Origin of the sequence: Rhizobium sp. AB2/73 (assembly GCF_020871915.1) — a bacterium.
GTDB lineage: Bacteria > Pseudomonadota > Alphaproteobacteria > Rhizobiales > Rhizobiaceae > Rhizobium > Rhizobium dioscoreae.
Genome location: NZ_CP067071.1, coordinates 3,601,372 through 3,614,214, shown reverse-complemented (window position 1 = coordinate 3,614,214; position 12,843 = coordinate 3,601,372). Strand labels below are relative to the sequence as shown.

At 60.6% G+C, this 12,843-nt stretch carries 13 protein-coding genes and 1 pseudogene; 8 read left to right on the top strand and 6 right to left on the bottom strand.

Annotated elements, in window-relative coordinates:
- Nucleotides 1–2 precede the first annotated feature (2 nt).
- Nucleotides 3–473, top strand: coding sequence for a GNAT family N-acetyltransferase (locus I8E17_RS17730; protein ID WP_219511481.1), 471 nt, complete (start codon nucleotides 3–5; stop codon nucleotides 471–473).
- 27 nt (nucleotides 474–500) lie between these two features.
- On the opposite strand, the gene murA is transcribed toward I8E17_RS17730, so the two are convergent.
- Both murA and I8E17_RS17720 read right to left on the bottom strand, forming a co-directional pair.
- Nucleotides 501–1,814, bottom strand: a complete 1,314-nt coding sequence (gene murA, locus I8E17_RS17725; RefSeq protein ID WP_113366715.1) for a UDP-N-acetylglucosamine 1-carboxyvinyltransferase — start codon at nucleotides 1,812–1,814, stop codon at nucleotides 501–503.
- 142 nt (nucleotides 1,815–1,956) lie between these two features.
- Nucleotides 1,957–2,958, bottom strand: a complete 1,002-nt coding sequence (locus I8E17_RS17720; RefSeq protein ID WP_069613617.1) for a D-glycerate dehydrogenase — start codon at nucleotides 2,956–2,958, stop codon at nucleotides 1,957–1,959.
- 192 nt (nucleotides 2,959–3,150) lie between these two features.
- Between I8E17_RS17720 and I8E17_RS17715 the strand changes: the two genes are divergently transcribed.
- From I8E17_RS17715 to I8E17_RS17705, 3 genes and pseudogenes are all read left to right on the top strand, one after another.
- The gene (locus I8E17_RS17715; protein WP_113330920.1) at nucleotides 3,151–3,690 is read left to right on the top strand and encodes an SH3 domain-containing protein; all 540 of its coding nucleotides are present in this window, start codon (nucleotides 3,151–3,153) and stop codon (nucleotides 3,688–3,690) included.
- A gap of 94 nt (nucleotides 3,691–3,784) precedes the next feature.
- The gene (locus I8E17_RS17710) at nucleotides 3,785–4,387 is read left to right on the top strand and encodes a cadmium resistance transporter (protein WP_229002128.1); all 603 of its coding nucleotides are present in this window, start codon (nucleotides 3,785–3,787) and stop codon (nucleotides 4,385–4,387) included.
- 314 nt (nucleotides 4,388–4,701) lie between these two features.
- Nucleotides 4,702–5,607: pseudogene (locus I8E17_RS17705) on the top strand (IS110 family transposase); the annotation flags it as partial.
- Nucleotides 5,608–5,712: 105 nt separating this feature from the next.
- On the opposite strand, the gene I8E17_RS17700 reads toward I8E17_RS17705, so the two are convergent.
- The gene (locus I8E17_RS17700) at nucleotides 5,713–6,705 is read right to left on the bottom strand and encodes an adenosine kinase (protein ID WP_113366714.1); all 993 of its coding nucleotides are present in this window, start codon (nucleotides 6,703–6,705) and stop codon (nucleotides 5,713–5,715) included.
- A 397-nt stretch (nucleotides 6,706–7,102) separates the two neighbouring features.
- On the opposite strand from I8E17_RS17700, the gene I8E17_RS17695 reads away from it, so the two are divergent.
- Both I8E17_RS17695 and I8E17_RS17690 read left to right on the top strand, forming a co-directional pair.
- Nucleotides 7,103–8,047, top strand: coding sequence for an AEC family transporter (locus tag I8E17_RS17695; protein ID WP_069613614.1), 945 nt, complete (start codon nucleotides 7,103–7,105; stop codon nucleotides 8,045–8,047).
- A 121-nt stretch (nucleotides 8,048–8,168) separates the two neighbouring features.
- Nucleotides 8,169–9,326 (top strand): patatin-like phospholipase family protein, encoded by a 1,158-nt coding sequence (locus I8E17_RS17690; protein ID WP_113366713.1) that lies wholly within the window; start codon nucleotides 8,169–8,171, stop codon nucleotides 9,324–9,326.
- Between the two features lie 62 nt (nucleotides 9,327–9,388).
- Here the strand turns inward: I8E17_RS17690 and I8E17_RS17685 are convergent, their stop codons facing one another.
- On the bottom strand, nucleotides 9,389–9,967 hold the full coding sequence (locus I8E17_RS17685; RefSeq protein WP_069613612.1) for a cytochrome c family protein: 579 nt from the start codon (nucleotides 9,965–9,967) through the stop codon (nucleotides 9,389–9,391).
- A gap of 151 nt (nucleotides 9,968–10,118) precedes the next feature.
- Between I8E17_RS17685 and I8E17_RS17680 the strand changes: the two genes are divergently transcribed.
- Nucleotides 10,119–10,874 carry a 3-deoxy-manno-octulosonate cytidylyltransferase gene (locus tag I8E17_RS17680; RefSeq protein WP_113366712.1) on the top strand — a complete coding sequence of 252 codons (756 nt, stop codon included), beginning with the start codon at nucleotides 10,119–10,121 and terminating at the stop codon, nucleotides 10,872–10,874.
- A 24-nt stretch (nucleotides 10,875–10,898) separates the two neighbouring features.
- A complete protein-coding gene (locus I8E17_RS17675) occupies nucleotides 10,899–11,753 on the top strand; it encodes a prephenate dehydratase (RefSeq protein ID WP_069613610.1) in 855 nt (284 codons plus the stop codon).
- A gap of 10 nt (nucleotides 11,754–11,763) precedes the next feature.
- Here the strand turns inward: I8E17_RS17675 and I8E17_RS17670 are convergent, their stop codons facing one another.
- Both I8E17_RS17670 and I8E17_RS17665 read right to left on the bottom strand, forming a co-directional pair.
- Nucleotides 11,764–12,159, bottom strand: a complete 396-nt coding sequence (locus tag I8E17_RS17670) for a VOC family protein (protein WP_113366711.1) — start codon at nucleotides 12,157–12,159, stop codon at nucleotides 11,764–11,766.
- Nucleotides 12,160–12,465: 306 nt separating this feature from the next.
- The gene (locus tag I8E17_RS17665) at nucleotides 12,466–12,834 is read right to left on the bottom strand and encodes a VOC family protein (protein WP_069613607.1); all 369 of its coding nucleotides are present in this window, start codon (nucleotides 12,832–12,834) and stop codon (nucleotides 12,466–12,468) included.
- Nucleotides 12,835–12,843: the final 9 nt, after the last annotated feature.

The following is a 12,843-nucleotide window of genomic DNA, read 5'->3' as shown; positions in this document are numbered from 1 at the left end:
AAATCACACTTCAGCGCCTCGATGACGGTTTCGACCGTTGGGATGCGTTGCTGGATCTGATCCTGATGTCCTTTGCCTATATGAACGGACGAATCGATCCGCCCTCCTCGGCGTTGGCGCTGTCATCCGAAACGCTGAAAGCGAAGGCACTTAGCGAGATCGCTTATGCGGCACTCGATGGCGAGCAGTTGGTCGGTTGCATTTTCTGCCGGCCGGAGGCAGAGAGCCTTTATGTCGGCAAGCTCGCCGTGCTGCCGGCGGCACAGGGTAAAGGTATCGGCAAGCGACTGCTGGGCGTGGCCGAGACAACGGCCCGAGAGCTCGGCCTCAAGGCGCTGCGGCTGGAAACACGGATCGAGCTCACCGACAATCACGCCACCTTCGCCGCATGGGGCTTTCAGAAGACGGCCGAAAATCGCCACGCCGGTTTCGATCGGACGACATCGATCGAGATGTGCAAGGCAATTGCCTAGCGCATCCTCAGCCGGTGGATGGAGCCGTCACGCCTCGCGCGGCGGGATGCGGGTGATGCGCGCACCCAGGGCGTTCAACCGCTCCTCGATGCGCTCGTAACCGCGCTCGATCTGCTGGGCATTGTTGATAACGCTCGTGCCCTCGGCGCACATCGCCGCGATCAACATGGCCATGCCGGCACGAATATCAGGGCTTTCGAGCTGGGCGGCGCGCAGCTTGGAGGGGCCGGCAACGATGGCGCGATGCGGGTCACACAGCACGATGCGGGCGCCCATGGCAATCAGCTTGTCGACGAAGAACATGCGGCTTTCGAACATTTTCTCGAACATCAGCACGACGCCATCGCATTGCGTGGCGGTGACGATGGCGATCGACATGGTATCGGCCGGAAAGGCCGGCCAGGGCTGGTCTTCGATCTTCGGAATGTGACCGCCGAAATCGGGCTGGATCTTCATCTCCTGACCGGAGCGGATGATGAGATCATCGCCATCGATCTGGCAGCGGATGCCGAGGCGCTCGAAGGTCATCAGCGTGGAGCGTAGATGCTCGACCCCTGCACGGCGAATGGTGATTTCCGAACCGGTGACGGCGGCAAGGCCGATCAGCGAGCCCACCTCATTGTGATCGGGACCGATGCGATGCGAAGCGCCACTCAGCCGCTGGCCGCCGTGAATGGTCATCATATTGGTGCCGACACCCTCGATTCGGGCGCCCATGGCAATCAGGAAGCGGGCGAGATCCTGAACATGCGGCTCAGAGGCGCAATTGCGCAGGATGGTCGTCCCCTCGGCGAAAACGGCGGCGCAAAGGGCATTTTCCGTCGCCGTCACGGAGGGCTCGTCGAGGAAGACATCGGCGCCGCGCAGTCCTTCCGTGCGGAAGCTGTAGACGCTGTTGACCTCGATCTTTGCGCCGAGCTGTTCCAGCGCCAGGAAATGCGTATCGACACGCCGGCGGCCGATGACGTCGCCGCCAGGCGGCGGCAGGGTGATCTCGCCACAACGCGCCAACATCGGTCCGGCAAGCAGGATGGAGGCACGGATGCGGGCGCAGAGATCGGGATCGAGATTGGCGGGGCGCAGCTCGCGCGCCTCGATTTCGAGCTCGTTCCTTCCCAGCCAACGCACTTTTGCACCGACCGACTGGATCAGCTCCACCAGCGCCTCGACATCACGGATACGCGGCACATTGCTGAGCTCGACACGTTGATCGGTCAGAAGCGATGCGGCGATGATCGGCAATGCAGCATTCTTGTTGCCACTCGGTTCGATCTCTCCCGACAGCTTGAAGCCGCCCTCGACCACATATTGCACCCGCTCATGCGGCAGCGCCCGCGCCATGATTTCCGCCCTTCCTGATTTATGTTTGTGGTCACCTCTGGGCCGGCTTTGTGACATGCACATGACCGGCGAGAGGGAAGTGAGATCAAATTTGCAGCCGGGTATTCAGCCGCATTCCGGCGGGCGAATTAGCATACTTCAGTCACCGAAACGGCAGAACGCGATTGGGCGGGCGATGGCCGTCGATGAAGGTGCGGATGTTGATGATGACCTTGTCGCCCATGTCGATGCGGCCTTCGAGTGTGGCCGAACTCATATGCGGCAGGATCACCACCTTGCCCTCATTGGCGAGCTTCACCAGCTTCGGATTGACGGCGGGTTCGTTCTCGAACACGTCAAGGCCGGCGCCGGCAATCTTGCCCTCGCGCAGGATCTTGATCAGCGCCGTCTCGTCGATGACGTCGCCGCGCGCCGTGTTGACGATGTAGCTCGTCGGCTGCAGCAGCGCCAGGCGGCGGGCCGAGATGAGGTGATAGGTAGCCGGCGTCGATGGGCAATTGACGGAGACGATATCGACGCGGGCGAGCATCTGGTCGAGGCTGTCCCAATAGGTCGCCTCCAACTCGTCTTCGGTCGCCGGATTGACCCGCTTGCGGTTGTGATAATGGATCGACAGGCCGAATGCCTTGGCGCGGCGGGCAACGGCCGTGCCGATTCGCCCCATGCCGACAATGCCGATGCGCTTGCCGTGAATGCGGCGGCCAAGCATCCAGGTAGGCGACCATCCGGCCCATTCACCGGGGCTGTCGGTCAGCACGCGCGCACCTTCCGCCAGCCGCCGCGGCACGGCGAGGATGAGCGCCATGGTCATGTCGGCGGTGTCTTCGGTCAGCACATTCGGCGTATTTGTCACGGTGATGCCGCGGCGCGCTGCAGCCTCGACATCGATATGGTCCGTGCCGTTGGAGAAGCTGGCGATCAGCTTCATCTGCGAGCCGGCTTCTTCGATAATCTCGGCATCGATGCGGTCGGTGACTGTCGGCACGAGCACGTCGACAGAGCGGACGGCTTCAATCAATTCGTCCTTCGTGCGCGGGCGATCATCGATGTTGAGTTCGGCATCGAAGAGCTCGCGCATGCGCGTCTCCACCGCGTCAGGCAGTTTGCGCGTGACATAGACCTTCGGTTTTTTCTTCGTCGTCATGGCGAGCGGCGATGCCTTGTTCAGATGTTCTTAACCAAGAAGCAGGATAATTTTCCCGTTCCGGGCATTTCTACCAGACCCGCAGGCGAAGACAAACAAAACTCGCTGACGCGATCCGAGGATTTGCCGCTCACCGGAGCGAAAGGTCGCCGGAATGGCGCGCCTTTGTCATGACGAACGAACGGAAATCCCATGCGTGGCAACGTCTTGAAGTCCTGCGCCATTTTCGCAATCGGCCTGATGATGGCCGCGGTGTCGGCCGATCTTGCCGCCGCCCAGGCCGCCAAGGGGCCGAGCGGTTTGCCGCTGCCGCGCTTCGTCACGCTGAAATCGAAGCGGGTCAATCTGCGCATCGGCCCGAGTGCGGATTACGCCGTATCATGGCTCTATCTCAAACAGGGTCTGCCGGTCGAAATCATCCAGGAATATGATAATTGGCGGCGCGTGCGCGATGCCGACGGCACCGAAGGCTGGGTCAACCAGTCGCTGCTGTCGGGCCAGCGCTCGGCCATCGCTGCTCCCTGGATGAAGGGCAAGGGCAAGGCCGTCTTCGTCAACATGCGCCGCGAATCCCAGCCATCCGCCGCCGTCATCGCCAAGCTTCAGCCCGGCGTAATGATGAGCGTCAAGGAATGCACGGGTGACTGGTGCCTCGTCACCGCCGACGGTACCGAGGGATGGGTGGCGCAATCCGAGATCTGGGGCGCTTACCCCGGCGAAGCCTTCAAGTAACGACCGTTCGCTTGGCGCCGAACGCAGCCACGCGACTTTCGCTACGCAATGCTGTATCCGGGATCGGATAGGGAGACCGGCGATCTTGGGTTACGTGCTAGGCGTTTTCGGCGTTGCCATCGTCATGTTCGCATCGACGAACATAGACGACATATTCGTCCTTCTCGGCTTTTTTGCCGATCGGAAATTCCGCCTGAGACAGATCGTCATTGGCCAATATCTCGGCATTGGCGCCCTCTATGGCTTCAGCGCCCTCGCCTCGTTTCTGGTTTTCATCGTTCCCGCTACCTATATCGGCCTGCTCGGCCTTGCGCCGATCTATTTTGGCCTCAGGCGACTGTGGGAACTCTGGAACGGCATCGAGACCGGCGAAGATCCGGAAGATCATGCGAAAGTTTCGGCGGGACATGGAAACATTGTGGCGGTTGCGCTGGTGACGATCGCCAATGGCGGCGACAATATCAGCATCTATACGCCGATCTTCGCGACACGTTCCGCCTATGAGATCCTCGCCATCGGCTGCATATTCGCGGTGCTTACGGCCATCTGGCTTGGCGCCGCGCACTCGCTCGTCAATCATCCGACCTTGGGTGCACCGATCCGTCGCCACGGCCACAGGATCGTGCCGTTCGTCCTGATCGCTCTCGGCATCCTCATCTTCTACGAGGCCGGGACCGCAACGCTCTTCTGGCACTAAAGCACGTCGCGATCTTTCAGATTCGCTTCCTGTGCTTTAGGTCCTTGATCTCGCGCATGTCGTTCTCGCGAGACCGTTACACACTTTTGCGCGACGTGCTTGTCTTATGACTGTGCCTGCTTCTTGTGAGAAAAAGAAGCGCCGGAGAGGACGGCCATCCTCTTCCGGCGATGGGGGATGGATCGGAGACACGCAGGCCGCCATTCTGATGAATGCCGGGCCGAACTAAAGTTTGATCGCCCCCATCTTTTCCAATCGTCCTGAACGGATACCCGAGCTCTAGGCTTGGATGACAAGCATGGGAGACGGAAAACATGACTGAGATTACCATCGGTGCCGATATCTCGAAAGATCATATCGATCTGTACCGACTACCAGATGGCGACAGGCTGCGCGTGAGCAACGACGGCAAGGGATTTGCCGCCATCCTTGGCTGGATCGGCAACACGCCTGTCGCGCGTGTGGTCTATGAGCCGACCGGTGCCTATCACAGGGCATTCGAACGCTTCATGCTCACCCGTAGCCTGCCAGTTTCCAAGGTCAATCCGCGTCAGGCGCGACGGTTTGCCGAGGCGATTGGAAAACTGGCCAAGACAGACCGTGCGGATGCCGAGATGCTCGCGCAATTCGGCATGCTGCTGAACCCGCGCCTCCTGTCGCCGGATGCCGCTTCTTTCAGTGAGCTCAAGGAGTTGCATGCTGCACGTCTGGCGCTGGTGAAGGATAGGGCGGCTGCTAAGAACCGAGGCAAGAACATCACCCAGCCGCTGCTCAAACGGCAGAACACCGCCCGCCTGAAGCAGATCGAAGCGCAACTCGCCCAAGTAGAGCAGGCCATCACCGACCACATCGCAATCGACGAGAGCCTCAAGGCGCGCTTTGATATCCTGGTTTCCATCCCCGGTCTGTCGAAGATCACAGCCTTTACCCTTCTCATCGAAATGCCGGAACTGGGGAAACTCGATGAGAAGGCAGCCGGCAAGCTTGCGGGCCTCGCGCCAAGCGACAGGCAGTCCGGAGTGTGGACCGGCCGCGCCTTCATCGTTGGTGGCCGCGCCATCGTCCGGCAGGCTCTTTACATGCCGGCCCTTGTCGCCACTCGCTTCAATCCTGATCTCCAGGCCAAATACGACACGCTCAGAAAAGCTGGGAAACCGCCCAAAGTCGCCATCACCGCTATCATGCGAAAGCTCGTTGTCCTTGCAAACGCACTCCTGCGCACCCGCTTGATTGAAACGGATACTTTAGGCAGCCGTGCCAAACGTAAAAGCCGCCCGGCGCTCGGCAGCGGGCGGCTTTTACGATCATGCGCGGATGGATTTCCGTCAAAGCAGGCCGAATTCCTTCGCGGCCTCCGAGAGTGACCGCATCGGCCGCGGGCCGATCTGTTCGATGACAATCGCAGCGGCGAGATTGCCGAGCTTGGCGCAATCTTCCAGGCTGCGGCCCTGCGTATAGCCGAACAGGAAGCCGGCGGCGAAAAGATCGCCGGCGCCGGTCGTGTCGACTCGTTCCTCGATCGGATGGGCGTCGACGACATAGCGTTCGCTGCCGCGCACGATGACGGCGCCGTCCTTGCCTGTCGTCACGGCGGCGATCTTGCAATCGGCTGCAATGAGCTTCAGCGCCTTCTCGAAATCGTCGGTCTCGTAGAGCGAGAGGGCTTCGTCGCGATTGGCGAAGACGATATCGACGGTGCCGGAGCGCATGAGATCGAGAAACTCGTCACGGTAGCGACCGACGCAGAAGCTGTCGGAGAGCGTCATCGACATTTCCCGGCCATTGGCATGAGCGATACGGGCGCATTCGCGGATAGCGTCCTTGGCGCGCGGCGGATCCCAGAGATAGCCTTCGAAATAGGTCACCTTGGCGTCTGCGACGACCTGTTCCTCGACGTCTTCCGGGCCGAGTTCGACGCAAGCGCCGAGATAGGTATTCATGGAGCGCTCGCCATCCTCGGTGACGAAGATCATCGAGCGGGCAGTCGGCGGGAACGTGCCTTTCGCCTTGGTCTCGTAATGCACGCCTTGGGCGCGGATATCGTGGGCGAAAATCTCTCCGAGCTGATCCTCTGCGACCTTGCCGAAATAAGCTGCCCTGCCGCCGAAATTCGCAACACCCGCAGCCGTATTGCCGGCGCTGCCGCCGGAGGCTTCAAGAGCCGGGCCCATGCGTGAATAGAGAAGTTCGGCGCGTTCGGCGTCGATGAGGTTCATCGCGGCTTTGGTGATCTTGTTGTCGATCAGGAACTGATCGTCGCAACGGGCGATAATGTCGACGATGGCATTGCCAACGGTCAGTACGTCGAAACGAGTCATCTATTGGAGGATCCCGGTATTGGTGATAGCCGGTATCCGGTAATATCGGTTTTTCCGAAGTTTGGAAGAAAAATCAGCGCCGAGGCGGCCAACTTAATTCCAATCAGTCATTTGCCTGTCACTTTCTATCTTTAAATGCTTATCAAGCGGCTGGGATGGGAAGCTCGAAAGACTTCCGAGCCAGTCTGGGAAGGAATGATGCCTTCCGCCTCACCGGTACGCGAGCCGACCACGGATGAACTGGCGGCATGTGTACCGGGGGGACTTTCCAGCGAGGCCGGACACACAAGCGGGCAATGTCCGCTTTTTTGTTTTTGTGGGTTCTCACAGGTCGGTGAACTGCTACAACTCCTGGATCACCCTCCAGAGTCACACTTTTTTCACGACCTCGCCCGGCATGTCCGAAATCCTCACCGATGTTCTTCCGGTCTTCCTGCTCATTCTTGTTGGCTGGGTGATCGTTCGCACCGGCCTGTTGAAGGCCGAGGTCGGCGAGGCGATGAGCGAGTTTGTCTTCAAGGTCGCCGTGCCGCTCCTGCTGTTCCAGACCATAGCGGAGGCGGATTTTCGCGGCGCATCGCCTTTTCGGCTCTGGATCGCCTATTTCTCCGGCGTCGCCGTGACGTGGACCGCCGGCCATATTGTCGCGACCCGGTTCTTCGGGCGGGACGCTCGCATAGGCGTGCTTGCCGGCGTTTCCTCGGCCTTCGCCAACACGATCTTCATCGGCCTGCCGCTGGTCGGGCGCACCGTCGGGCCTGATGGCGTCATGGCGATGTCGATCCTGATTGCCGTGCACCTGCCGACCATGATGATCGCCGGCACGCTGCTGATGGAACAGGCCGAGCGCAAGGAAAATGCCGGCGCCGGCCGCAGCACCCCCGAGCTGCTGCGGCAAGTCGGCAGCAATCTCGTCCGCAATCCGCTCGTTATCGGCCTTTTCTGCGGCCTCGTCGTTCATCTGACTAGACTTCCCATTCCCGCGACGCTCGGAACCGCTATCGACAGCATTGCCAATATCGCCGGCCCGGCGGCGCTGATCTCGCTCGGCATGGCGCTACGTCAATACGGAATGTCAGGCAATCTCGGCATCACCAGCGTGATCGCCTCCTTCAAGCTGTTCCTTCTGCCAGCCTGCGTGCTGGCAGCCGGCCACCTCATTGGCCTTAGCGCGGAATGGCGCGCCGCGCTCGTGCTGACTGCCGCCGTTCCTACAGGTGTGAACGCCTGGCTGATTGCCAATCGCTTCGGGGTCGGTCACAGTCTCGCCGCCTCGACGATTACCTTGACGACAGCGCTCGGGGCGTTCTCGGTGTCGCTTTGGGCCTATCTGCTCGGATAGCCGAGGCTCGACCCAGCAGACAACAATGGCATCTCTCCGCTTTCGGAGAGGCAGGCAGGAAAATGGTCATATATTTTGCGCATCCCGACCTTCCCACCCGGAGCGCAGCAAAGGATGGCACATGAATATTGCAGCTCCAGTCACCAATCCCGCGTCAGCCTATTCGCGGAAGGTCTTTGTGCTTCAGGGCGGCGGCGCGCTCGGCTCCTATCAAGCGGGCGCCTTCCAGGCGCTCAGAGAACAGAATATCGAACCCGACTGGATCGCCGGCATCTCGATCGGCGCGATCAACGCCTCGATCATGGCCGGCAACGTGCCCGGCGAACGGCTCAAGGCGCTGAGCTCCTTTTGGAACAAGGTGACCGTGCATCTTCCCGTCGATCTGCTGATGGAAGATCGGCGAGAGACCAATCCCTTCTATCGCTCGGTTAGCAGTTGGTGGGTTTCGACCTTCGGGGTGCCCGGCTTCTTCTCCCCCTGGCAGATTCCAACCTGGTTCCAGACGCGCGGTTCGGCGGGCGCAACCAGCATCTACGATACCGAGCAATTGCGCCAAACGCTGCTTGATCACGTCGATTTCGACCGAATCAACCATGGTCCGGTGCGCTTAAGCCTCGGCGCCGTCAATGTGCGCACCGGCAATTTTGCCTTCTTCGACAACAGGGAGATCAAAATCGGGCCTGAGCACGTGATGGCGAGCGGCGCCTTGCCGCCGGGTTTTCCAGCGGTCAAGATCGGCAACGAGCATTACTGGGACGGTGGCCTCGTCTCAAACACGCCGCTCAGCTACGTGCTGCGCAATGGTGCCGATATCGATACGGTCGTCTTTCAGGTCGATCTCTTCAGCGCCGTCGGCCCGCTGCCGCAGGATCTCGAGGAAGTCGAGGAGCGGCGTAAGGACATCACCTATTCGAGCCGCACCCGGCTCAACACCGATCTCTTTCTGGAACGCCATCGCCTACGGCGCGCAATATCCGAGCTCTATGCCCGCCTTCCCGAAGAGGCCAAGGCCGATCCGGAGATCAAGAAGCTGGAGCAGCATTGCTCCGACTACGGCGTCACGATCATTCACCTGATCTACCGCAACAAGCAATTTCGCGCGCATTCGAAGGATTACGAGTTTTCTGCGCTATCGATGCACGAGCATTGGGAGGCCGGCCTGCGCGATGCCCGCAAGGCGCTGGCCGCGGAAGACTGGCGCATGCCGCCGAGCGCCGAGGACGGATTGAAAGTCTTCGACCTCGATCAGCGGACGCGATCCCGTCGGCACACGATCTGAAAGATGCAACGAAAAAAACCCGCCCTAACGGCCGGGTTTTTCAATTGATCTTCCGCTTTGTCTCAGTTCGTCGCGGCCGGTGCGTTCGGATCCGGCAGCGGCACCTGGGTGTCGGCGAGCGTGCGCAGATAGGCGATCACGTTGGCGCGATCCTCTTCCTTCGGCAGGCCGGCAAAGCCCATCGCCGTTCCGGGGACGAATTTCTTCGGAGCGGCCAGGAAGTGATAGAGGTGGTCATAGGTCCACTTTTCCGAACCGCCCTTGGAGAAGTCCTTCATGCCAGCCGAATAGGCAAAGCCCTCGTGCTCGGCGACCGGGCGGTCGACAATACCCCAGAGATCCGGGCCAACCTTGTTTGGCCCTCCCTTCTCTCCGGAATGACAGGCCTGACACTTCTTGAAGATCGTCTCGCCGACCTTGGCATCAGCCTTCTGCAACAGCTGAGCGATCGGCGTTTCCGCCTTGGCAGCCGCACCCTTGTCTCCGCCTGCAGCCGGTTCCTCGGTTGCGACGATGGCGAAACCGGGCTTTTCCGGTGCCTCCGAATGGAAAATAAATCCTGACGCGAGCGACACGGACTTCAACACGAACAGCGTGGCCAGAAGCGCCCCGACTCCCATGTTCACGTAGGATGAATTCATCTGCTATGCTCCCCTCGCCGCCGGCATCCTCCGCCGGCCCATCTTGAATTCGCGCGAAACCTATGTCTTTTGGCTGTTTCTTGCAACTCTGTAAACGGTCTCCACCATGAGACGTTTTGACACTTTTCCCTTGGGAATAGAAGGCCCAACAATGACTGATCCGAATTTAGACAAGACGCTGGTCCTCATTCCCGCCCGCATGGCCTCCACGCGCCTGCCGGGCAAGCCGCTGGCTGACATTTGCGGCCTGCCCATGATCGTACAGGTTGCCAGGCGCGCGCGCGAGGCGGCGATCGGTCGCATCGTCGTCGCCGTCGACCATGAGGAAACCTATGCCGCAGTCGCCAATGCCGGCTTCGAAGTGATCATGACGCGCACCGACCATCAATCCGGCTCGGACCGCATCTACGAAGCCCTGCAGGCCGTCGATCCTGAAGGTCGCGCGGAGATCATCGTCAATGTACAGGGCGACCTGCCGACCATCGATCCCGAGACCATCCGCGCCTCACTGCGCCCGCTTGAAAATCCGGCCGTCGACATCGCAACACTGACGGTCGAAATCAAGGACGAGGAAGAAAAGACCGCGCCGAGCGTCGTCAAGGTCGTCGGCTCACCGATCTCGGACAGCCGTCTGCACGCGCTCTATTTTACCCGCACGACCGCACCGTATGGCAAAGGGCCTCTCTATCACCATATCGGCCTCTACGCCTACCGCCGCGCCGCCCTCGCGAAATTCGTGAGCCTCGGCCCATCGACGTTGGAGCGGCGCGAATCACTGGAACAGCTGAGGGCGCTGGAGGCCGGCATGCGCATCGATGTCGAGATCGTTGACACGATACCGCTCGGTGTCGATACTCCCGCCGACCTCGAAAAGGCCAGACGTATCCTCTCCGCCGCCTCTCTCTGACGGCGTTCCCCCAAGGGCAGTCCCATGATCAGCAAGACCAACAAGATCTCCTTCCAGGGCGACTACGGCGCCAATTCCGACATGGCCAGCCGCGACATGTTCCCGACCATGGAGCCACTGCCCTGCCAAACCTTCGAGGACGCCTTTGCCGCCATCGATAATGGCGAAGCCGATCTCGGCATGATTCCGATCGAAAACACGATTGCCGGCCGTGTCGCCGATATCCATCATCTGCTGCCGGAATCGCGCCTGCATATCGTCGGCGAATATTTCATGCCGATCCGTTTCCAGTTGATGGTTCTACCGGGCGTGAAGAAGGAAGAGATCCGCACGGTGCACAGCCACATCCATGCACTCGGCCAATGCCGCAACATCGTGCGCCAGAACGGCTGGAAGCCTGTCATTGCCGGCGATACGGCGGGAGCTGCCAAGCTGGTGCAGGAAACCGGCGATCGCAGCATGGCGGCACTGGCGCCCCGGCTTGCGGCCGATCTCTACGGGCTGGAAATCATCGCCGAGAACGTCGAAGACACCGAAAACAACATGACACGCTTCGTCATCCTGTCGCGCGACGAGGACTGGGCCGAGCGCAGCGCGCCGGACGAAAAAATCGTCACCACCTTCGTCTTCAACGTCCGCAACATTCCGGCCGCGCTCTACAAGGCACTCGGCGGCTTCGCCACCAACGGCATCAACATGACGAAGCTCGAAAGCTATCAGCTCGGCGGCCGTTTTGTGGCGACGCAGTTCTATGCCGACATCGAGGGTCATCCTTCCGATCCACATGTGCGCCGGGCGCTGGAAGAACTGCGCTTCTTCTCCGAAAAAGTCCGCATCCTCGGCGTCTACAAGGGTCATCCGATGCGGGGCGACCTTTAAGAAGAGATTATCATAAAGCCTTGGTGACGACCTCGATTCGATGCCCGTCGGGATCGATGACGAAAGCTGCAAAGTAGCTCGGGCCATAATGAGGCCGAAGACCCGGCGGGCCATTGTCCCTTCCGCCGTGCGCGAGCGCGGCTTCGTGAAAAAGAGCGACGGCCTTGCGGCTTGCCGCGGCGAAGGCGAGGTGGAAGCCCGCGCCTGGCGCACGAGCATCGCCAGCGCGCAATTTGATGGCGAACTTGTCGCCCCCACCCGCGGGACCATATCCAATGGCCTGATCGGGATCGCCGGGGGTCAGGTCTTCCCAGACCCTGACATAGCCGAGCGGCGCGAAAGCCGCGTCGTAGAATGCAGCGGCTTTCTCGATATCTGCGACACCGAACGAAATATGATGGAGCAATTGGTTCTCCTGTGGCTTTGGGTGCATCGATCAGTGTCTTTTGCAAATGCTGGAAGTCAACACCAGCGAAGGACGGAAGGCTCCGCAAGCTGCCGTTATGAAATAGTCTTTGCCTATCATCTCAAGCCTTCCGGCCTCCTGAGCTTGCCGAAGGGCGACCACCTTCTCCCCGCCTGCGCGGAGAAGGTGATAGACGCACCTACAGCCTACTCTCGTCGTCGGACTTAGCGAGGGAACAGAGGTCGTCCCCTCTCCCCGCGAGCGGGGAGAGGGCTAGGATGAGGGGCAAGCCAGACAATCGGCAATCTACTTATCCGGCTCACAAACGCGCAGGCGATGGCCGTCCGGGTCGAGCACGACAAAGGTTGGGCCGAAATCCATCGTCGTCAGCTCCTGCGCGATCGGCAGGCCGCGTGCCTTCCAATCCCTATAGTGCTGCTCGACGGCGCCGGCGCCTTCGACCATGAAGCCCAGTTCGCCGCGATTGCCGATGGCGGAGGGCTGGGGTTCGACGCTGCTTCGGCGCCAGAGGCCGAGACTTAGGCCGTTGTCGAGCGCGAAAGCCACGAAGTTCGGCGACGCGAATGCCGGCTCACGGCCGAAGAGATCGCGGTAGAACGGCGTGCTTTCGCTGGGGTCCTTGACATAGAAGATGATGAGGTTGGGGCTGGTCATCTGAATAGT